Genomic DNA, 22162 nt, shown 5'->3' with positions numbered 1-22162 from the left:
TGCATAAAAACAAATTCTAAAACGAACATGAAATTTTTCACTCAGAAATCACACAAAAAGGATGAATAAATTTTATGTAAGAGCGACGGATGGAGCAGTTCCCTTCGTCAAATTTGAATTTAAAATTTATACAGATGAAATTGAATTTAAAAGATAAAGTTGTGTTGGTAACCGGAGGGAGCAGGGGCATAGGCAAAGCCATTTGTCTGGCATTTGCTGAAGAAGGAGCAAAAGTAGTTGTAAACTATTTGCGAAACAGGGAGTTGGCAGAAGAAACAGTAGCCAAAATAAAAGAGAAATACCAGGTGGGTGCCATCGCAGTTAAAGCGGACATGTCTTGTGAACAGGAAGTTCTGGACATGATAGCATCTGCTGAAAAAGAGCTTGGCACGGTTGATATTCTTGTCAATAATGCTGCCTATTGCCCGTCCGGACCAATAGCGTCTTACACTTCGGAAGAATGGGATAAAACTTTTGCCATTAATATGCGGGGCACCTTTTTGGCCAGTCGTGAATTGATAAAAGAATGGCAGTCCGGAAACAAAAAAGGTGTTGTCGTTAATATTGCCTCCCAGGCTGCTTTTCGCGGTTCAACCAGCGGACATTTGCCTTACGATAGCAGCAAAGGAGCAATGGTCTCATTTACCATTGGGCTGGCTCGCGAAGTTGCAAAACAGGGAATTAGGGTAAACGCAGTCGCTCCCGGTCTGGTGCGTACCGAAATGGTTGCTGAAACCTGGGAAAAGAAAAAAGAAAAGTACCTGGAACGAATACCTCTATACCGGATTGCAGAACCGGAAGAAATTGCCCGGATAGCTGTTTTCCTGGCATCTGATGCAGCCAGTTATATAACCGGAGCAACCATTGATGCCAGTGGTGGGATGATGATGCGTTAATCCGAATAAAATTTTTTATGATATTCAATTCTATTTACATTAAGGTTTGACTGATGATACTTCTTCAGTTATTACAGGTATTTTTTAGTTTTCTGTTCAATTACAAAATGAGATTTTATGAAAGGGTATTTGTTAGGAATAGATAACGGGGGAACGGTTACAAAAGCCGCAGTGTTTGACACCGAAGGAAATGAAGTTGCAGTGGCCACCCGAAAAGTGGAGATTCTGCAGTTATTCCACGGCTGGAATGAACGCGATGCCGAAAAAATGTGGAAAGATACCTGCGAAGTTATCAGAGAAGTTCTAAGCCTTTCTGCGATAAAATCAGAACAGGTACTTGGAGTTGCCTGTACAGGGCATGGAAACGGGTTATACCTCGTTGACGGGAATGGAATGCCGGTACGAAATGCCATTAATTCAACCGATACCAGAGCTCAAAAATATGTTGAAAGCTGGAAAAAATCAGGTATTGATAAATTGGTTTTGCCTTATACAACACAAAGCCTGTGGCCCGGACAACCAAATGCTATTCTGGCATGGCTTAAAGAACATGAGCCGGAATCGTTAAATAAAGCAAAATTTGTATTGATGGCGAAAGATTTTATCCGAATGAAACTGACTGGTGAATTTTTTGCTGAAATTACCGATATGTCAGGGACAAGTCTGATGAGTGTTACTAAAAGGAGTTATGATAATCATATCCTGAGATTATTTGGATTAGAAGAAATGGAAGATGTGTTGCCCCCCCTAATTGATTCTTCCGAACCGGCAGGGAATGTTACGCAAAAAGCAGCGGTTCAAACCGGGCTAAAGGCTGGGACTCCTGTCGCCGGAGGAATGTTTGATATTGACGCATGTGCACTGGCATCAGGTATTGCAGATGAAAACCAGATGTCGCTGGTGGCAGGTACCTGGGGAAATAACCAGTATATTGCAAAGAATCCTCTTATCGACAAGGATTTGTTTATGTCCAGTATATATGCCATCCCCGGATGGTACCTGATGCTGGAAGGTAGCCCTACATCCGCAGGGAATCTTGACTGGTTTATTGATACTTTTCTTCAGGATGAGAAAAAACGACATGGAAGCCGTTTTTTTGAATGGTTAAACAAACAGGTGTGTTCCGTTTCACCTGAATCATCCGGTGTTATCTTTTTACCTTTTCTTTACGGGAATAATACAGGGAAAAATATCCCGGCAACTTTTTACGGACTGGAAGGCAGGCACAAGCGGGCCCATCTAATCAGGGCAGTTTACGAGGGAATTGTATTTTCGCATAGAACACACATTGAACGATTGCTGAATTTTCGTAACCCACCGGATGTTATCCGCTGTACCGGCGGTGCTACTCAAAGTGAGGTTTGGATGCAAATGTTTGCCGATGCGATTGGTATCCCTGTCGAAATTCCGGCAGGAATACAATTGGGTGCCTTAGGAGCGGCCATTGCCGCTGCTGTGTGTACCGGAGTTTATAGAGATTTTAATGAAGGAATTCAAAGTATGGTCAGAATTGAGCACATTTATGAACCCAACATGATAATTCATGAAATCTATCAGGAGAAATTTTATGTTTATCAGAATATAATTCGTAGTTTCCCGCTAAAAAATAATGACTTGCCAACTTAAAGGAACTGGAAAGATGAAATATGTGAATATTTTTTTATTGATAATTTTTATTGCGGGCTGCAAAAAGACGGATAACGCGTTAAAGGAAAAGTCTGTTTATCCTAATATCATTTACATTTTGGCCGATGATTTGGGATATGGCGATGTTTCCTGTTTAAATGAGAATTCGAAATTGCACACACCTGCGATTGATAAACTTGCAAACGAAGGGGTCTTGTTCACGGATGCCCATACCAGTTCAGCAGTTTGTACACCAACCCGCTACGGTATTTTAACCGGAAGATACAATTGGAGGTCTACGCTAAAAAGAAGTGTTTTGTCGGGCTATTCTAAAGCATTGATAGCCGCAGACAGATTAACCGTGGAAGAATTGCTGCAAAAAAATAATTACCATACAGCGTTTATTGGGAAGTGGCACTTGGGCTGGGACTGGAATATCATAAAGTCTGAAGATTGGCAATCAGGGCCACTTGGTTCCGGGAAAGATCCTGAAGTTGACTTTGGCAAGGCCATTAAAAACGGACCCAATGAGAGGGGATTTAGTTACTCTTACGGTTTTTCCGGTTCGTTAGATATGCCACCCTATGTATACGTGGAAAATGGTATGCCTACATCAATCCCGACTGATACCACCGTTTGTGTTGATGACAAAGGTTTCTGGAGAAAAGGATTAACGGGTTCCGATTTCAAACATACTGAGGTATTGTCGCACCTTACCGATAAATCTGTTCAATATATTAATGAACAGGCACAAAACAATCAACCATTCTTTTTATACTTTGCTTTACCTGCACCACATACGCCAATACTTCCTTCAACTGAATTTTTAGGCAAAAGTAATACGAACTTTTACGGCGATTTTGTTTTACAGGTTGATGACGTTGTCAGAAGAATTACTGAGGCGATTGATAAAAGCGGAATCGGCAACAACACTGTTATAATATTTACATCTGATAATGGTTGTTCTCCCAAAGCAAATTTTGCAGAACTTAAGACGGTCGATCACAATCCAAGTTATATATTCAGAGGGCATAAGGCGGATATTTATGAAGGTGGCCACCGAGTACCATTTGTGGTGAAATGGCCGCAAAAAGTAAAGCCTGGCCGCAAGTCAGATGAGATAATCTGTACCACCGATTTAATGGCAACAGTTGCCGATATTGTGGATTTCACTTTGCCTGAAAATGCTGCTGAAGACAGTTACAGCTTTTTGCCCGTTTTAACCGGTGAAAATTATAAAAGCCCGATTCGGGAGGCCATTGTGAATCATTCTATCGATGGAAGATTTGCGATAAGGAAAGGAGACTGGAAACTGGTTTTATGGCCCGGTTCCGGTGGTTGGAGCTTCCCAAAGACAGAAAAGGAACTGAAAGGATTGCCGGAGTACCAGTTGTTTAACTTGAAGGATGATCCTTCAGAAAGAACAAATTTGGTGAATGATTTTCCGGATAAGGTTGAAGAATTAAAAGCTTTGCTAACAGGTTATATTGTTCGTGGAAGAAGCACACCCGGCAAACCACAAAAAAACGATGAAGTTGGCAGCTGGCCACAAATAGGGTGGATCAAGAGCGGGCATTAAAAATTAAGAAGGTTCTTATTTGTAACACTTTTACGCGATTTTTATCAGACGTGTATTTAAAAAATTGTCTGCAAACACAACCGGAATTTGTATATAAGTAGATTCTCCTCGGTTGATACCAAATGATATAAACGGAATTTTGGGAAACACAACTTGCTGTAAAAACGGTATGAGAGATCTACTTTTAGTCTTGAAACTCGTAAATCCAATTATTATTAACTTTGGTTATATCTCTACTCGTCAAAAATCTGGTATAAATAGCATTTGTAAATTGCAGCTGTGAGAAATATAAAAAGTAAAATTAATATCCTGTTGTTTATATATTTGTTAGTGTCTGCTTTATTTCAAGGTTCCTTTTGTCACTGAATGGCTTATCGGTCTTTTAGCTGCTCCTGTTTTAATTTATTTGACAGATACAGACCGGAGGAAATGATGACATTCAAATGTAGTTGACAAAATGATAGGGATATGGGAAATCTTAGATTTCGATATTATAACAAGTTCTATTATTTTTGAAGTAAATGAATGGGAGATGAGTGATTTATTAAAGAAGGTCAATGATATTTCACCCTTATCAGTTGAAGCTTTAGAGGAATTGGTGAAATGTATTCAGACCAAAGTATATGATAAAGGAATTTTAATTCATACAGAGGGGAGAGTTAATAAACAACTGTTTTTTGTTGAATCAGGCCTGGTTAAACATTTTTACTACCACGATGGAAATCAATTTGTACTTAGATTTTTTGAAGAAAACAACTTTTTTATTGCAACCGACAGTTTCTTCAATGACTTGCCAGCCGAATATTCAACACTTGCTCTGGAAGAGACGGTAATCAGCCATTTGGAATATGATGATTTTGAACGTCTTTGTCAGAAATACCATTCGTTTGAAAGTTTTGCACGAAAATTTGTTTCCATAGTTGCCTACACCGCTATTTCAAATCTGAAAGGCCTGCTCTATCTTGATGCCACAGAACGTTACGCAAAATTTATAAAGGAATACGGTCACCTTCAACAGCGTATAAGTCTGGGCGACACAGCCGGTTATTTGGGCATTTCGCAAGTCCAGTTAAGCCGGATCAGATCCAAAAAATAACTTTTTAACATTTGTAAAAAGGATTCTAATCCCGGGACAATACATTTGCATCACAGTCTTTTTATTATTCGATATCGATTGGCTTAAAGACTAGAAAAATCGACTTGTAACAGAGCCAGATCAGCATGCTTTAGTTGGGGTTTTATACCCTGAATGATTCGCTTGTAATCGGCTTATAGAGAAGAAGAAAGAGGAATCAGGAATTAAGTGACTGATTTAGTGTTATTAAACAATTTAAATGAATAACAATGAGCAAAGTATTGTATATTAAAGCCAATGCGAAACCGGAAGGAGAATCAAGGACATTTCGTATTTCAGATAGTTTAATTCATAAGTACATGGAAATACATCCCGAAGATGAAATTACAGTACTTGATTTATATGAAGAGAACCTGCAGTTTTTGCCTAAAGGAAAGTTGCAGGAATTGCGCAACATAACCGGAGAATATGGTAAAGATCATCCTATTTTAAAATATGCCTATCAGTTTCGGGAAGCTGATAAATACATCATCTCTGAACCCATCTGGAATCTTGGAATTCCTGCCATTCTGAAAGCTTACATTGATTATGTTGCAGTGGGGGGCATTACTTTTACTTATACTGAAAACGGGCCGGTCGGAATGTGTCAGAATAAAAAGGCGGTAAATATTATCACCCGCGGAGGAGACTACTCATCAGAACCAATGGAGTCGCTTGAGATGGCTGACAAATACCTTCGTAATATTTTCAGGTTCATGGGAATTACTGACTTCACGACTGTTGCGGCCGATCGTCTTGATGTTATAACAGAAGATGCAGAGCAAATTTTACATTCTGCAATCGAAAAAGCAGAGGAACTGGCACTGGCATTCTAAACCGGACTTTATTGAGAAATACCTCGGTCATTGCATATCAATTTTAAGCACAATTGTCAATTTTGAGAGAATAACTATGAAAAAAAATATTGTTGGAATACTACTTTTTACGGTTGTTATTTTTACTTCGAATTTGGTTAAGGCCCAGCCTGCTGAGGCACCGGCTCAACAATCGGCGCCTATACCTTTGGAAATTTTTCTGGGAACGGATGGCTGGACCTCTCAGTTAATTATTGATAAAAAACTTGCTGCAGGCAGTAAGTTTGGATTTTTCGGTTTGTCGTATTTGAAAGCAGATTACGACAATGCTGAATTTTTAAGAGAATCGATTAACCTGGCATTTCTGAAATACGATTTGTTTAAAGGTGTGAGCCTGCTTTCGGGAGCAGTATTTAATTCACATTGGGGATTCAGGCCGTATGCCGGAGCTCAATATGCTTATCACAGCAAGAATTTTATGGGAGTAATTAATTCAGGTTTTCACCTTACCGAAACTCAAAATTTTGAATCGTTGGCAATCGTTGAGTACCGGCCGCCAATAAAGGGCGCATGGTCGTTATACACACATATTCAGGGAATTTACAGTCAAAATACCGAGATTAGCAAACACGATCGCAGCTTTTTATACAGTCGTTTGGGGCTAAGCTACAAATCGTTTTCATTTGGAGCGGCTTTTAATTACGACTGTTACGGACCTACGAAAATAGAAGATCAGCAATGGGGAATTTTCATAAGCACCGTCCTGAAATAGCGTTTTTGTTGTTCTGTTTAACAATGTTCCAAATTAGCGGAAAACAAGAATGAGAAATACAAAATTGCTTGAGGTTACTTTGTTGCTGGCGAGTATGCTGACTATTTTGGCCAATGCCATTATTGCTCCGTCATTACCGCTGATTAGCAGAACTTTTGAGGACGTAAGAAATGTTGAAATATTGACCAAGTTAATGTTAACACTTCCGGCACTTACCATTGCTCTTGTTGCTCCGTTGGCGGGGCGGCTGTTGGATAAAATCGGAAGAATTAAAGTATTGTATATTTCACTGTTAATTTATCTGCTGGCCGGAACATCAGGTTACTGGCTCGGCAATCTTTTTCCGATTTTGGTGGGACGAGTTGTCTTCGGACTTGGTGTTGCAGGAATCATGACTGTTTCAACCACTTTGATTGGCGATTATTTTACCGGGGCCAAACGCGAGCACTTTATGGGATTACAGGGAGCATTTGTTGCGCTCGGAGGACTCATATTTATTACAGCCGCTGGTGTACTCACTGATATCAACTGGAGACTGGCCTTTTTAATTTACGGCTTTTCAGCGGTTGTTCTGGTTTTGGTACCATTTGCCTTACACGAGCCAAAAATAGCAGTAGAGAAAAACACCGTTAATATGCAAAACGGTACATCTGTTTCTCCCGTTGTTTGGCTGGTTTTTATAAGCGCTTTTATTACTACCGTTAGTTTTTACATGATTCCTGTTCAGCTGCCTTTTTTTCTGCAAAAGCTGGACAGTATTAACGGAAATAAAATGGGACTGGCACTTGGCAGCCTTCCGTTTGCTCAGGCCATTGCTTCTTTCTATTACAAGAGGGTGAAAAAGAAGTTCGATTTTACAAGCATATATAGTTTGGGATTCATTCCAATGGCAATTGGTTTTTTGGTAATCGGACTTAGCCAAACCTACTTGCAAACAATTGCAGGAGTTTTAATCAGCGGTCTCGGCGTAGGTATTTTAATTCCCAACGGAAATTTATGGATGATTAATTTGGTTCCTTTTCAGGTTCGGGGGAAATATGTTGGCTTTTTAACTACGGCTACTTTTTTAGGTATGTTTTTTTCTCCAATAATCATTCAACCCATCCAGAATATGGTTGGTATCAGTGCAAGCTTTATTGTACTGGCAGTTGCATTAGCGATTTTATCCATTGTGTATTTTATTATTCAGAAACGGATAAATAATAACTAATTACAAAATCACTTTTATTTAAGATCAGATAGAGATGAAAAACTTTATAAAACAAGGAATTATCGGTGGTGTAATGGGATTTATAATGAGTTTTATAATGAGCTATTTAATGACACCAGTGCCTGAAACTCTGATGGATCATGCTTTTGGAAACGGAATTAGTGGTGCAATTAGCGGATTTATGGGAGGGTTTATGGGAATAGTCGGCTATTTATTGCTGCAAAAAAGAAACAAAAGTAAAAGCTGATTATTTCAGTTTTTACCTTATCCAATTTTTTTTCAGGTATTTTATTTGCTTTTAACTTTCATTGTTTACCTTTTAAAGTTGGAAAAACATATTGATTAGTGATGTGTTTTTTATGAAAAGAATATCAATAAAATGATGTAGCATGAAAGTTTTAATTATTGGAGCAAACGGAAAAATCGGACGAATCCTTTCAAAAAAGATAAGTGTTTCAGAAAAATACCAAGCCACAGTATTTATTCGAAAAGAGGAACAGCGTGCTTTTTTCAACGAATTGGGAGTTCCGGCCATTGTTAGCAGCTTGGAGAATTCCAAAAAGGAGCTTGGCAAGGTTATAAAAGATTTTGATGCTGTAGTTTTTACAGCAGGTTCCGGCGGTAAAACAGGATACGACAAAACGCTTGAAATAGATTTAGATGGAGCGATAAAAGCCATTAATGCAGCTAAAGAAAATAATATAAAACGTTTTATTATGGTGAGTGCTGCTCATGCAGACGACAGACCATATTGGGAGCGTTCGAGCATTAAACCCTATTACATTGCTAAACACTATGCTGATAAAGAACTCTCTGAAAGCGAATTGGATTATACTATTTTGAGGCCTGTGCGTCTGACCGATGAACCTGAAGCAGGAGAAGTTAGAATTACAAACGATCCGAACCAACTGGAGCGCGAGATACCAAGGGTGGCGGTAGCAGAAACAATTTTGGCAGTTCTGAAAGACAAGGATTCCTATGGAAAAATTTTAGAAATGAGCAGCGGAGAGTTAAGTATTGCAAATGCTTTGCTAAAGGTGTTCGGTAAAAGTTAGAATAAAAACAGCCTTGAAATAACTTGATCTCGTGTTTAAAACAGGGAATTTTCATCAGCAGTATATTTGCATTTACCCTGTTTTACATGATTTTCTTGCGTTCAAGGGTCAGGTTTTTTAGCCATTGGTTTACCACGTATTCATTTTGTTCTATCCACTTTTTAGCACCATTTACAGGATCTTCGCTTATTTTTATCTCGTAAACAAGGCTGTTTAGTTGTTTTTCAGACAACTGCATCCGTTCGAAAAAGCGAACGGCATTCGGATGGCTCTCTTCCAGATTTTTATGTGCAATTGTGTAAATTTTTTCTTTCTGCCCAAAAATATTCTGCACATCATCTAAAAATTTTAAATCGTAGCGCGCAAATATCCAGTGGGGTTCCCATCCGGTTATTACAATTTCTTTTCTTCGCTGAATGGAATCAGCCAGTTGTTCGAGCATTTTTTCCTCTGAAAGTTCAAGTAACGAATTGGGTAAGGAATAGGCTTGAATTGCGGTTTTTGTTTTTTGCATTATACCGGCACCGGCATCAATTCCAACGATCGGTTGGTTATAGTTTTTAAGGTCAGAAATCGAGTTCATACTGCTGTAAGCAGGAACAACAAGACCTGTGCGTGCTTCAGGATAAGTGATTCCAACCATTTCAATTTCATCTCTGTATTCATCGATGTATGTTTTGTGTGTTTCCGGTAACCAGGCATCTGTAAAAATATCGGCTTCACCTTCTGCAACTTCACGGTAAGCTGATTCTACATCCGTTAATTTCAGAATAACCGTGTAATCCATTTTTTCTTCAAGCAGTACATAAGACAGATAAGTGATCGCTATACTTTCCGACCAATCTGTATAGACAATCTCTAGTTTGCGTTCAGCTTCTCTGCTGGTCTCTGTATTACAAGAATTAAAAAGTGTTATCAATAGAATCAAAAAGATTAATCTGATTTTTGAAGAATATCGTATCATTTTCTAACTGTTTTTTTGAAATATTGTTTTTAAAAATCCCATGGATTGTTTCCGATCATTGACGATAAGAACCGGGATATTTTTATCCGAAGCTGCCAGTTTTTCTGATGTGGAATCAATAAGAATATCAGCAAGTTCGGATCTTACAATAGAACCAATTACAATCATATCTGCTCCTGTTGTCAGTGCACATCGGTATAAAATCTGAGCTTCTTCATTTTCTACATCCAGTGAATAAGAAAAGGGAATTTTATCGCTCTCGTGTTTGTAACGTTTCAAAAATTTCTGAAACTCTTTGTTGCTTATTTTTTCAACATATTGCTGTAGTTTTTTGTCGTTTTCAGGCTGGCTTTGAGGGAAGTAAGTCATGGGTAGCTTATGGATATGATGACATGCGACATTTGCGCCGGTTAATTCTTTTATCCGAAAAGCCATTTGTAAAGCCATTTCGCTGGCTTTTGAGAAATCCATTCTTACCAAAAGATTTTCTATTTGCTCGTGAACCGTCTCGCTGACCAATAATACGGAAGAAGGAATGATACCCAAAATTTTCCGGACAATACTGCCATGCCCATCGTACCCGATTTTCTTCCCCATTAGGGTAAGGGTAACGTCGTTTTTTTGAGAATATTTAACAATGCTTTCTACCGGATAACCTTCTCTTACTACAGTATCAATTTGAATCGTAATATCAGGCTGGAACTGATTGTTGATTTTTTCCTGAAGTTCATCCCGAATAATATCGGGAATTGGTTCTTCAAGTTCAGGAAAAGCTTCCAGAATTTCTTTTGGAATATCGTACGGGCTCATGATATGCAGGAATGTTATACGTTCCGGTTTTATTTTATTAACCAAAAAACCGGCATAACGTATGAGGGAATCGTCCATTTCTGTTAAGTCCAGGCAGACCAAAATATGATTTAACTGATACATAGCTATACTTTTAAACGTTTATAGTTTTTCTTTATCTGTTGGTGTTTTAGTTGTGGATTGTATTTTTCCCCGCTTTTGGAGCATTTTGGAAATTGTATCCGCATATTCTTTACGTTCTTTTTCTAGTTTTATCTCCATTAATCCCTCGTGTTCTTCTCGCAATCCTTTTAACAGGCTCCAAACTAAAATCAGTAAAATAATGACAAAGGGTAATCCGGTTGAAATTGCAGCTGTTTGCAATGCTCCGAGCCCTCCGCCAACTAATAATACTGCGGCAACAGCGCCTTCTGTCAATGCCCAAAAAATACGTTGCGGAACCGGTGCGTCCAATTTTCCGCCAGCAGTTAGTGAATCTACTACCAGAGACCCCGAGTCAGATGATGTAATAAAAAAGCTGGTTACCAAAATCACTCCGACAGTAGAAGTTACTGCTGATATCGGAAATTGTTCCAGCAACACATATAATGACGTGGCAATATTATCGGATACGGCTCCGGCTATATCGGCCATTGAGTTTAGTTCCAGGAACATGGCACTGCCACCAAATGTAGAAAGCCATAAAAAAGTAAGCAGGGTAGGAACAATTAGGACTCCCAATACGAATTCTTTTAAGGTTCTTCCTCTGGAGATACGGGCAATAAACATCCCAACAAAAGGTGACCAGCTGACCCACCAGGCCCAGTAAAAAACAGTCCAGTCGTTTTGCCAGTCAGATTGCTGATACGTTTCAGTCCAGGTTGATAATTCAAAGAAGTTTTGAATGTATCCACCAATGTTTTGAATAAAAGAATCCAAAATGAAGAGAGTAGGGCCCACAATGATCATAAAAAGAAGAAATATGGCTCCGATTATGATGTTTATTTCACTTAAGCGTTTAACACCACTGCTCAGACCGGCTACCACTGATGCTGTTGCTGCCAGCGTAATAAGCGTAATAAGAATGACCTGAGAAGTAAGGGTGTCGGGCATGTTAAAAAGGTGTGCTAATCCGGCACTTACTTGTTGCACGCCCATCCCGAGAGACGTAGCTAGACCAAAAAGCGTGGCTACTACCGCCAAAACATTAATGGCTTTTCCCCAGGGACCATAAATTTTGTTTCCCAGTAACGGATAAAAAATGGAACTGATGGTAAGGGGTAGTTTTTTGTTAAAAGTAAAAAAAGCCAGCGACATTCCGACCAGCGCATAAATTCCCCACGCGTGTAATCCCCAATGTAAAAAAGTAACTTCCATCGACAAACGGGCAGCTTCTGTTGTGCGTGGTTCTCCGCCAGGGGGACTTATGAAATGATTAATGGGTTCGCCAACACTCCAAAATAAGATTCCAATTCCCATCCCTGCACTGAAAAGCATAGCAAACCATGCTCCTTTTGAAAATTCAGGCTTGGCTTTACTTCCTCCCAGTTTTATTTTTCCGAATTTGCTAAATGCAATAAAAAGCACAAAAAAGAGGAATACATTGACGCTGACGATAAAAAACCATCCACCATAGTTTGAAATCGATGTTTGAATTGCTGAAAAGATCTTGTTCATCGGTTCACCAACAATTAGGGTGATTGCAATAAAAAGGACGATTAGTATTGCTGCGGGCCAAAATACAGGCCCGTCAACATCGAAATATTTGTTGGTACTAACTAAGTGATCCTCTCCGTCGTGATGTGCTTTTTCATTTTTTGCCATAATCTTTTTTTAATTGATACAAGCTTGATTGTCATTTAGCTTTGCAACTATGTCATAGCCGGCCTTTGGATTTTATGTTTGTAAAGCCCCAATAATCGACCAGTTAAGGTTGTTGTTCGGGCATGCTATATTAAGGGCAGACAGCTATGTCAATAAAATAATACTTTTTTTTGACAGAGCCCAGAATACCATCAGGTAATTCCAATTTTTCGGATTTTTTAATAGTTTGTAAGTCTATTTGTTGAATAAAAGGGTTTTAGGTCTTTGAGGATATTTGTGTCTGTTATGTTCATGAAGCAAAATAAGAGCATTCACTTGTAAATTATATTTGGAATTTAATTTTGACTGAAAGACTCGAAATTGAATTTCGGGGTTTTATAAGAAAGAAACGTATATTGAAAGTTTCATTTTTTGATTCACCAAAGTGGTTGTTTTCGTAGTTTGTTTCACTGCCAGCGTGTCTTTTTGTTTTTAGGTCGATTAACCGATCAATGTTTTTTTGTATCCGTTTTATTTAGTTTAAATTCCTGTATTCGTTGGGCGATATACCTACCTGTTTTTTAAACATGCGAGTAAAATGTTGCGGATGTTTAAATCCTAATTCGTAAGCAATTTCACTGATTGATTTCTGCGAATCATATATCTTTTCTTTGGCCACATCGATCATTTTAAGTTGTATGTGTTCCTGGGCCGATTTCCCCGTTTCTTTTTTCAAAAGATCACCTAAGTAATTTGGAGAGATAAATAGTTTATCGGCACAGTAACGAACAGAAGGTAATCCTGATTCAAGTGGCCGCTCTGAATTGAAATAGTCGTTTATTACTTTCTCAAAACGAACCAAAATATCCTTGTTTGCATGACTGCGAGTGATAAACTGACGTTCGTAAAAGCGTTTGCTGTAATTTAGAAACAGTTCCAGATACGATACAATTAAGGTCTTACTGTGGTTGTCGATAGCATGTTCCAGTTCGTATTGAATATTGGCGAGGCAATCGTTCACTACCGTTCTTTCCCTTGCTGACAGGTGGAGCGCTTCATTCACTTCGTATGAAAAAAAAGTATAATCGTTGATGTTTTTGCCTAATGATGTACCATGTATGAGGTCCGGATGAAAAATTAAGGCTGTACCAAATGGCTGTTGTTTTTCTCCTGTACTTTCTACTCCGTAAACCTGTCCGGGCGAAATAAATATTAAGGTGCCTTCTTCATAATCGTAGTTGTTAATGCCGTAAGTTATATTACCACACTTTATGTCTTTTAAAAAGATGGCATACACATTCATTTGAGCTTTAAAAAAGTGGAAAGGTTCCACCTTCGAAAAGTCAATAATACTTACCAATGGATGTAAAGTCTCCTGCCCAACGAGATTATTATATTCGGTTACCGATTTTATCTTAAAAATGTCATTCATAGTTTATATTTTAAAATAAGTGCAATACAAATTTAAATAACTATTTTTTAGGATATTACCCTCAGTATTCATATTCCGTAATTTGGGTAAGTAATTCGATGATTTGGGTAATAAACCCCTTTGCAATAAATATCAAATTCTATTGCCACCCACCTCCCAATGCGCGATATAGCATAACTATCGAGTTCAGTTGTTGAATATGATCGTTAACATTATTCAGCTGTGCATTTAACAAACTTTGTTGTGCATTTAAAACTTCAGTGTAGGTTGCTGAGCCATAAACCAACAAATTTTTAGTGTATTCAACCGATTTTTTCAGTGCATCTAATTGTTTTTTACGGAGTTCAATTTTTTGTAACGACGCATCGTACATACTAAGAGCGTCGGTTACTTCTGCACCGGCATTCAGTAGGGTGCTTTGAAAATTTAACAGTGTTTCTTGCTGCTGAGCTTTGGCAACTTCCAAACGTGTTTTGTTGGCACGTTGACTAAATATTGGTTGAACCAATCCTCCAACAATGTTAGCTGCAAACGATGATGGATTGAGTAAGTCTCCCAGTTTTAACGATTCTAAACCGGCGCTGGCAGTAAGTGTTACCGACGGGTAAAAATAGGCCTTTGCTCTGTTGGTTATGTGGTAGGCATTAATTACGTTGTATTCAGCCTGCATAACATCAGGGCGATTCTCCAGCAGGTCAGCGGGAACTCCAATTGCCAGCAACTCATGCGCTTTTTGAGTTTTTAGTTTCCCACGTTCTACATTTCCCGGAGTTCTTCCTAAAAGCAGGCATAGCGTATTTTCATTTTCCTTTATTTGCTGTTCGATGTCGGGAATGGTTACTTCGGCTGCATAACGGGATGCTTCACTTTGAACGACTGCTGCCCCCGTTACGTCTCCACTTTCTTTTAAAGCTTTCATGGTTTCAACTACCTCGGCACTGTTTTTTACCGTCGCCTTTGTGATATCTAAACTGGCGTCGAGCGCAAGCAAGTTATAATAAACAGAGGCAATGTTAGCAATTAGTCTGGTCTTCACTGCTTTGTGCGCAGCATCGGTTGCGAGATAACTGGCATAAGCCGCTTTTTTTGCGTTACTTAATTTTCCCCAGAAATCAATTTCCCAGCTACTTTGTATAGCTGCTTGCGAAGCATTATAGTGGCTGGGACCGTTCGGACTAGTCGATTCAGAGTTGTGAACATATGTGTGCCCGGCTTGTGCAGACAATGAAGGGGCAAGTGCTGCCTTGCTTTGATAAAAATTAGATTCGGCAGCAATTATCCGTTGAACAGCTGCTTGAAGATCAAGATTGTTTTTTAATCCTTCTGAAATTAAGCTGTCTAGTATAGAATCGTTGAACAGATCCTGCCAATGTTCGTTTGATAGATTTTTTTTGTCGGTTTGTGCGGTGCCATACAATCCTTCTGTAAACTCAGGACTTCGCTGGTATTGATTTGTGCTGGCACACGACCAAAGTAATACTGTCATTCCAGTAATGACTAGTATATTTTTTATTGAATTCGTTTTCATCTTTTCTTTTTTTAAGGACTTAACCCAAACTGTTCATTTCTGATATATCTTCAATCTCCTTTGGTTTTCTCACTTTCTCTTCCAGAATCTGGAAAACTACAAACATGGCAGGAATAACCAAAATTCCAATCAACGTACCGATAAGCATACCACCAACTGCTCCTGTTCCGATGGAACGGTTGCCATTAGCTCCAACACCGGTACCGATAACCAGTGGAATTAAACCAACGATAAATGCAAAAGAGGTCATCAGAATTGGTCGAAGTCGGGCAGTGGCACCCTCTACCGCTGCCTCAATAATCGACATACCGGATTCTCTTCGCTGGCGGGCGAACTCCACGATTAGAATAGCGTTCTTAGCCAGAAGACCGATTAACATTACTAAAGATATTTGCAGATAGATATTGTTGTCGACACCCAAAATACGCGCGAAAATAAATGAACCTGCAATACCGATTGGCAGTGATATAAGAATCGACAACGGCAGAATATAACTTTCGTACTGAGCAGCCAAAAGGAAGTACACAAAAATCAAACTCAAGATAAATATTATCATTGTTTGGTTTCCTGAATTAATTTCCTCACGAGTAAGTCCTGAGAATTCGTAAGCATAGCCGGTTGGCAAAAGCTCTGTTGCTACTTCCCGCACGGCATCAATCGCGTCTCCTGAACTAAAGCCCGGATTTGGGTTCCCGTTCACCGTAATGGCAGTGTACATATTAAAACGGTTAATTGTTTCTGGGCCATAAACCCTTGTAAGTGTTATGAATTCAGAAATTGGAGCCATTTCTCCATTGGATGTGCGGACTTTGATGTTGTTTAAATCTTCCGGATTTCCACGATATTGTGCTTCAGACTGCACCATTACACGGTATTGTTTACCAAAACGGTTAAAATCAGAGGCATAATATCCACCGATATACCCTTGCATAACAGAAAGAACAGTGCTTACCTCCAATCCTGAACGCATACATCTTGCCGCGTCCACGTCAATACGATATTGAGGAAAACCAGTGTTAAACGCTGTCCGGGCATATTGTATTTCCGGGCGTTGATTTAAAGCGCCGAGGAAATTGTTGGCTACTTTTTCAAAGTCTTGAACGTTACCACCGGTTTTGTCTTCCAACTGTAGTTCAAAACCGCCGGTAACACTAAAACCAGGAACCATAGGTGGTGAAAAAATAATAATACGTGCGCCTTTGATTTGCGAAGTGAGCATGTAAAGCTTTTGTACAATACTGTTTAAGTCTTGCCCTTCCTTTTTTCTTTCGTCAAATGGTTTAAGACCGGCAATTACCATCGCATAAGGTGAGCCTTGTCCTCCCATAAAAGAGAAACCTGTAATCGCTGTTCGAGCATTAATTTCAGGTACAGTTGCCAATATTGCATCGACTTGTTGGGTAACCTCGGCAGTTCTTTCTGCGGATGAAGCGGGAGGCATGGCTATATCTACAAACATTCGGCCGGTATCTTCTGAGGGAACAAAACCAGTAGAGGTTGTTTTCATAAGGTAGGCCAGTAAAGCAACAAAAATTATAATCATTGTTCCGGCCAATAACCGTTTGCTGATGAAAAAATGGGTAATTTTTTTGTATTTCCCGGTCATGGTTTCAAAAGCCGTGTTAAAAGCTGTGTAAAAACGTTTCATAATGCCTTTTTGGCTTTTCACTTCTTCGTTGTGTGGCTTCAGAAATATTGCACATAATGCAGGGCTTAATGTAAGTGCATTAACAGCAGAGAGTACAATTGCTACGGTAAGCGTGATTCCAAATTGTTTGTAAAATACTCCGGTCGTTCCGGTTATAAAAGTTACCGGGATAAATACTGCGGCCATTACAAGCGTAATGGACACAATCGCAGATGAGATTTCATTCATGGCAGAAATGGCCGCTGATTTGGCATTTTTTGCGCCCGAATCGAGCTTGGCGTGGACCGCTTCAACCACAACAATGGCATCATCCACCACAATTCCGATAGCCAGAACCATTGCAAAAAGTGTGAGCAGGTTAATGGTAAATCCAAATAAATTCAGAAAAAAGAAAGTTCCGATAATGGAAACCGGAACGGCAATAGCCGGGATAAGTGTTGCCCTGAAATTCTGCAGAAATACGAATACAACAATGAATACGAGAATAAAAGCCTCAAGCAAAGTGTGTAATACTTTTTCTATGGATGCATCGAGGAATTCGTTGGTATTCATTAATTCTAGATAGTCGACTCCCGGGGGAAAGGATTTGGAAGCTTCTTCCAGTGTATTTTCTACTTCAAGAATCACTTCTCTTGCATTTGAACCAGCAGATTGGAATATAGCCATACTAATACCCGGTTGTCCCTGAGTTTCTGTAATTGCTGTGTTATCAAGCGATCCCAGTTCCACACGAGCGATATCTCCAAGTCTTAAGATATTCCCGTCTTCGTCGGATTTAATAACAATATTTTCGAACTCTTCAGGTTGAGTAAGTTTTCCGCGATAACGGATAACATATTCAAAACTTTGGTTGTTTTCGCTGCCAAAACGTCCGGGAGCAGCCTCAAGATTTTGTGTATTCAATGCGGCAATTACATCGGCAGGAATTAAGTTATAGTTCGACATGATGTCTGGCTTTAACCATATACGCATCGAATAATCTTTCCTTCCAAACACCATCGCTTCACCTACTCCATTAATACGCTGCACTTGTGGCAGTAAATTAATTTTTGAATAGTTCTGCAAGAATGTTTCGTCGTATCTTCCGTCTTTACTGTAAAGTGAAAATACCATTAACATGTTATTCTGACGCTTGGCAGTAAGAACCCCGGCGCGTGTAACTTCGGCGGGTAAAAGTGCATTTGCGCGCGCCACTCTGTTCTGAACATTAACCGCTGCCATATCTGGATCTGTGCCTTGTTTAAAGTAAACCTGAATGGTTGCGGAACCGTTGTTACTTGCTGTTGAACTCATATAAATCATATCTTCAACACCGTTAATCTGTTCTTCAAGTGGAATAACAACACTGTTGAGAACTGTTTGTGCATCGGCTCCTGTGTAATTTGCCGATACTCGTATCGTTGGCGGAGCAATATCAGGGTATTGCTCGATGGGTAAAGTGGTAATTCCCAGTATTCCGAGAATAACCAATATGATTGAAATGACCGTTGATAAAACCGGCCTTTCTATAAATCTCCTAAACATACTTTTGGGTTCTGGATTATTAATTATTTGAAGGTTGACTATTTTGTGCCAGAGCTTGCTGCCCCGCTAATTTGGGTTTAATCTCCATGCCGTCGCGGAGCGAAGTAATTCCTTCTATTACAATTCTATCGCCGGATTTGAGGCCTGAAGTAACAACAAAAACGTCTTTCAAGTCTCCCGCAATTACCTGGATCTCTGTGTTTACAATTTTGTTTTCGCTGTTGGCAACATAAACAAAATGCTTTCCCTGGATTTCGTAACTGGCAGGTTGCGGAACCAATAAAACATTTTTGCGGTATTCAGGTAAACGGATGTTTCCGCTTCCACCAGAGCGTAAGTCGCCCTCCGCATTAGGGAATGATGCACGCATATTTATAGCGCCGGTTTGCGGATCAACGATTCCACTGGCAATTTCAATTTTGCCTTTATCGCTGTGTATCGACTGATCGGGTAAAATGAGGTCAACTTCAGGTAATTTTGCCAGTTTCTCGCGTGTTGTGCTTCCTTCCAGACTTTTAGTCATCTGTAAAAATACTTTTTCGTTTATTGAAAAATAGGCTCGCATATTTGAAGTATTTGAAACAGTCGTCAACGGCGATGTAATTGAACTGTTAACCAAACTTCCAACCCGGTAAGGGAAAGTCCCGATTATTCCGTCTGTAGGACTGGTAATTAACGTATATTCGAGGTTGGCTTTTGCATTTGCTAAATTTGCTTTCGCCTGTGCCAGTTGAGCGTTTGCAGATTGTAAGGCTGTTTTATTGGATTGCAACTGAAATTCGCTTACAATATTTTTCGCTACCAGCGGCTCTGTTTTTTCAAGGTTGATTTGGGCAGTGGCTACCTGCGATTCTGCTACTTTTACCTGGGCTTCAGCTGATCGAACTTGTGCACGGATATCATTGGCATTTAATTGAAAAAGGATTTGACCTTTTTTTACATAGTCGCCTTCATCAACCAAAATTTTTTCGATATAACCGGCTACTCTTGGACGAATTTCAACAGTTTGTTCGCCTTCTAGTGTGGCGGGAAATTCCTGGTAAAGCGTAATGTCTCTCGGAGTAACTTCCTGTACAAGATACTCTCTGATTTGGCTTGCTGTTTGACTATTTTCTTGCTGCTTTTTCGAGCAGGAAAGAAAGATAAATGGTATGGCAATAAGCGCCACGTTTGTGAATTGTCTAATTGTTTTCATGCTTTATTTATAGTTTTTAAATTGTTCAATTGTCATGAAACACATTCCTTAAATCCTGTGTTCATTTGGATCTTTGAAATTACGTTTTCAAAATGCAGTAATTCCTCGTCAGTTACACCTTTTAAAAGCTCTGATGAAACTTCTCTGGAAACTTTTTGTGAGAATTGCAGCAGCGCTTTTCCTTTCTCTGTCAACTTTAGATTTTTTTTGCGTTTATCATTTTTATTTTCTTTTCGTACTAATAATTCCAGGTTTATCAGGGTGTTTACCTGGCGTAAAACAATCGACTTGTCGCGCATAAAATGGTTGGCCAAATCTTGTTGAGTTAGTGTATCATTTTGGTTTAAATAAATCAGTACAGTAAATTGTTCCATGTTTAAGTCGACATTGTTTTCCTTAAACTTTGATAACAACTTAAATTTGACCAATTTCATGGTCTGGCCAAGCAAGTATGTCAACGGTTTATTTGAATACATAACTTTTTATTTTTTTCGAGTTGCAAAAATAAAATGAAATGGTTGCAAAAGTCAACTATATTTTATTTTTATTTCAATTATTTAATAATGCTGTTTAAATGCATTGATAATTAGTGTGTTGTAATATTTATTTAATGTTAACATAAGTCAGGTTCATATCATAACAGTTTATACATGACTTAAGTTTCCGGCTTAATTTATTTAGCCTTATTGTTCACAACGGTATATTTTCTCGTATTAAGTAAATACAAAAAAAGAAGAGATAAACTTATTACAAGCCACCTTTTTGTTCTAAAAGATCCGTTTATCATCAGAGTGAGTTTTATGTACAGAGTCAACCTCATAAATATATCTTGTTTGTTTTGGTAATTTTCATGTCAGGTAGATTCTGAATTCATAATATCGTAAATTACTGTCAGAATTTGATTCTTTTATTAAACCTATTTAAGACACTATTGTCTCATATAATTAATGAGAACAAAATACTTACGGCGAATATCGGAAGACAATCTTTTTGAAAGAGAACAAGTACGAATCTCAGTGGCGCCAGTTCTCCTCTTCTTGCAGTATGAATCTGCTAATTTAAGGCAAATATTTTTACAAGATAATATTGTCAGCCTGGGACCGGTTCTGATTGACCGCTTCCAAATAATCAAGCTATAGGAAAATGAAAAATCCGATCCGGAATAGAAACTCAATTCAAATAATAATTGCCTATTTTCTTATTTATGTGGTTTGGGGGTCCACTTATTATTTTATTGGTTATGTAATGAAAGAGATTCCTCCCTTTTTGCTTGGTGCTATCCGCTTTTCGGCAGCAGGTTTAATATTGCTTACATGGTGTTATTTCAGAGGCGACGATGTATTTAACCAGACGCTGATAAAAAGGTCTGCAGTAAGTGGCTTAATTCTTCTTTTTATCGACATGGCTGTTATCATGTTGGCACAGAGATATGTAACCAGTAGCCTCGTAGCCATCATTGCTTCATCTATTACCATCTGGATTTTGTTGCTGGATTTTCCGATGTGGAAAAAGAACTTTCGAAATCCCTTTACACTGGCGGGTATTATAATTGGATTTCTGGGGGTTTTAATGTTGTATCTTGAACAATATTTGAGCGAAGAAATCGAGGATATTCATAATACGGGAATTTATATTTTGATATTCGGCTGTATATCATGGGCTTTGGGTACGCTTTATACTAAATATTTTTCGGTGCGCGAAGCCACAGATAATTCCTTTGCAGGCTCTGCCTGGCAAATGTTATTTGCATCTGCCATGTTTTGGATTTTCTCCTTCGCCACCGGTGATATAAAAAAGGCAGATGTCGGCGATAATTCTATATCGTCGTGGGCATCGCTTCTGTACTTGATATTTTTTGGTTCCATTCTCGCTTATACAGCCTATATATGGTTGTTAAAAATTCGTCCGGCTGCTGAGGTAGCTACACATGCCTATGTTAATCCGGTAATCGCAATAATTATCGGTGTTTCTTTGGGAAACGAATTAGTAACCAGGATACAAATTGCAGGCCTGGTTCTTATTCTTGTGAGCGTAACGCTAATCAGAATCAGGTTTAAAAAGAAAATGTTAATCAGTAAATAGCACAAAAAAGAGTAGTGGAGCTATTTATTCACCGGGAGCAAAATTTTTCTGCGAAGTCGCGTTTCGTTTCCGTAATATTGGTAGCTAATACCGGAATAGTGGTCATCCTATTAAAATTGTAACCCCGATT

General features: G+C 38.9%; 18 protein-coding genes. 10 read left to right on the top strand and 8 right to left on the bottom strand.

Annotated elements, in window-relative coordinates; genetic code table 11:
• The first annotated feature begins 134 nt into the window (after positions 1 to 134).
• The 9 genes from K5G00_RS18995 to K5G00_RS18955 all read left to right on the top strand — a co-directional run bounded on the left by K5G00_RS18995 (position 135) and on the right by K5G00_RS18955 (position 9067).
• Entirely contained in the window at positions 135 to 896 is a 762-nt protein-coding gene (locus K5G00_RS18995; RefSeq protein ID WP_238767773.1) for an SDR family NAD(P)-dependent oxidoreductase, read from the top strand.
• A gap of 117 nt (positions 897 to 1013) precedes the next feature.
• On the top strand, positions 1014 to 2522 hold the full coding sequence (locus tag K5G00_RS18990; protein ID WP_238767772.1) for an FGGY-family carbohydrate kinase: 1509 nt from the start codon (positions 1014 to 1016) through the stop codon (positions 2520 to 2522).
• A complete protein-coding gene (locus K5G00_RS18985; protein ID WP_238767771.1) occupies positions 2506 to 4101 on the top strand; it encodes a sulfatase family protein in 1596 nt (531 codons plus the stop codon). The genes K5G00_RS18990 and K5G00_RS18985 overlap by 17 nt, the downstream gene beginning before the upstream one ends.
• A 457-nt stretch (positions 4102 to 4558) precedes the next feature.
• A complete protein-coding gene (locus tag K5G00_RS18980) occupies positions 4559 to 5197 on the top strand; it encodes a Crp/Fnr family transcriptional regulator (protein ID WP_238767770.1) in 639 nt (212 codons plus the stop codon).
• A gap of 248 nt (positions 5198 to 5445) precedes the next feature.
• A complete protein-coding gene (locus tag K5G00_RS18975) occupies positions 5446 to 6051 on the top strand; it encodes an FMN-dependent NADH-azoreductase (RefSeq protein ID WP_238767769.1) in 606 nt (201 codons plus the stop codon).
• Between the two features lie 76 nt (positions 6052 to 6127).
• Positions 6128 to 6802: a hypothetical protein gene (locus K5G00_RS18970; RefSeq protein WP_238767768.1), complete on the top strand. Its 675-nt coding sequence runs from the start codon at positions 6128 to 6130 to the stop codon at positions 6800 to 6802.
• Between the two features lie 49 nt (positions 6803 to 6851).
• The gene (locus K5G00_RS18965; RefSeq protein ID WP_238767767.1) at positions 6852 to 8012 is read left to right on the top strand and encodes an MFS transporter; all 1161 of its coding nucleotides are present in this window, start codon (positions 6852 to 6854) and stop codon (positions 8010 to 8012) included.
• A 34-nt stretch (positions 8013 to 8046) separates the two neighbouring features.
• Positions 8047 to 8259 (top strand): hypothetical protein, encoded by a 213-nt coding sequence (locus K5G00_RS18960; protein WP_238767766.1) that lies wholly within the window; start codon positions 8047 to 8049, stop codon positions 8257 to 8259.
• Positions 8260 to 8401: 142 nt separating this feature from the next.
• Entirely contained in the window at positions 8402 to 9067 is a 666-nt protein-coding gene (locus K5G00_RS18955) for an NAD(P)-binding oxidoreductase (protein ID WP_238767765.1), read from the top strand.
• 82 nt (positions 9068 to 9149) lie between these two features.
• Here K5G00_RS18955 and K5G00_RS18950 read toward each other — a convergent pair whose 3' ends face one another.
• From K5G00_RS18950 to K5G00_RS18915, 8 genes are all read right to left on the bottom strand, one after another.
• Positions 9150 to 10031 carry a glycine betaine ABC transporter substrate-binding protein gene (locus K5G00_RS18950; RefSeq protein ID WP_238767764.1) on the bottom strand — a complete coding sequence of 294 codons (882 nt, stop codon included), beginning with the start codon at positions 10029 to 10031 and terminating at the stop codon, positions 9150 to 9152.
• 3 nt (positions 10032 to 10034) lie between these two features.
• Positions 10035 to 10964 carry a universal stress protein gene (locus K5G00_RS18945; protein WP_238767763.1) on the bottom strand — a complete coding sequence of 310 codons (930 nt, stop codon included), beginning with the start codon at positions 10962 to 10964 and terminating at the stop codon, positions 10035 to 10037.
• An 18-nt stretch (positions 10965 to 10982) separates the two neighbouring features.
• Positions 10983 to 12644 (bottom strand): BCCT family transporter, encoded by a 1662-nt coding sequence (locus K5G00_RS18940; protein WP_238767762.1) that lies wholly within the window; start codon positions 12642 to 12644, stop codon positions 10983 to 10985.
• 514 nt (positions 12645 to 13158) lie between these two features.
• Positions 13159 to 14055, bottom strand: a complete 897-nt coding sequence (locus K5G00_RS18935; RefSeq protein ID WP_238767761.1) for a helix-turn-helix domain-containing protein — start codon at positions 14053 to 14055, stop codon at positions 13159 to 13161.
• A 139-nt stretch (positions 14056 to 14194) separates the two neighbouring features.
• On the bottom strand, positions 14195 to 15583 hold the full coding sequence (locus tag K5G00_RS18930) for an efflux transporter outer membrane subunit (RefSeq protein WP_238767760.1): 1389 nt from the start codon (positions 15581 to 15583) through the stop codon (positions 14195 to 14197).
• A gap of 19 nt (positions 15584 to 15602) precedes the next feature.
• Complete coding sequence (locus K5G00_RS18925; protein WP_238767759.1) at positions 15603 to 18755, bottom strand: efflux RND transporter permease subunit; 3153 nt, start codon at positions 18753 to 18755, stop codon at positions 15603 to 15605.
• 19 nt (positions 18756 to 18774) lie between these two features.
• Complete coding sequence (locus tag K5G00_RS18920; protein WP_238767758.1) at positions 18775 to 19950, bottom strand: efflux RND transporter periplasmic adaptor subunit; 1176 nt, start codon at positions 19948 to 19950, stop codon at positions 18775 to 18777.
• 32 nt (positions 19951 to 19982) lie between these two features.
• The gene (locus K5G00_RS18915; RefSeq protein WP_238767757.1) at positions 19983 to 20426 is read right to left on the bottom strand and encodes a MarR family winged helix-turn-helix transcriptional regulator; all 444 of its coding nucleotides are present in this window, start codon (positions 20424 to 20426) and stop codon (positions 19983 to 19985) included.
• A gap of 667 nt (positions 20427 to 21093) precedes the next feature.
• Between K5G00_RS18915 and K5G00_RS18910 the strand changes: the two genes are divergently transcribed.
• Positions 21094 to 22032 (top strand): EamA family transporter, encoded by a 939-nt coding sequence (locus K5G00_RS18910; RefSeq protein ID WP_238767756.1) that lies wholly within the window; start codon positions 21094 to 21096, stop codon positions 22030 to 22032.
• The last annotated feature ends 130 nt before the right edge of the window (positions 22033 to 22162 follow it).

Origin of the sequence: Maribellus maritimus (assembly GCF_022267315.1) — a bacterium.
Lineage (GTDB): Bacteria > Bacteroidota > Bacteroidia > Bacteroidales > Prolixibacteraceae > Draconibacterium > Draconibacterium maritimum.
The sequence above is the reverse complement of the archived record's forward strand: the minus strand, read 5'-3'. Positions and strand labels throughout refer to the sequence as shown.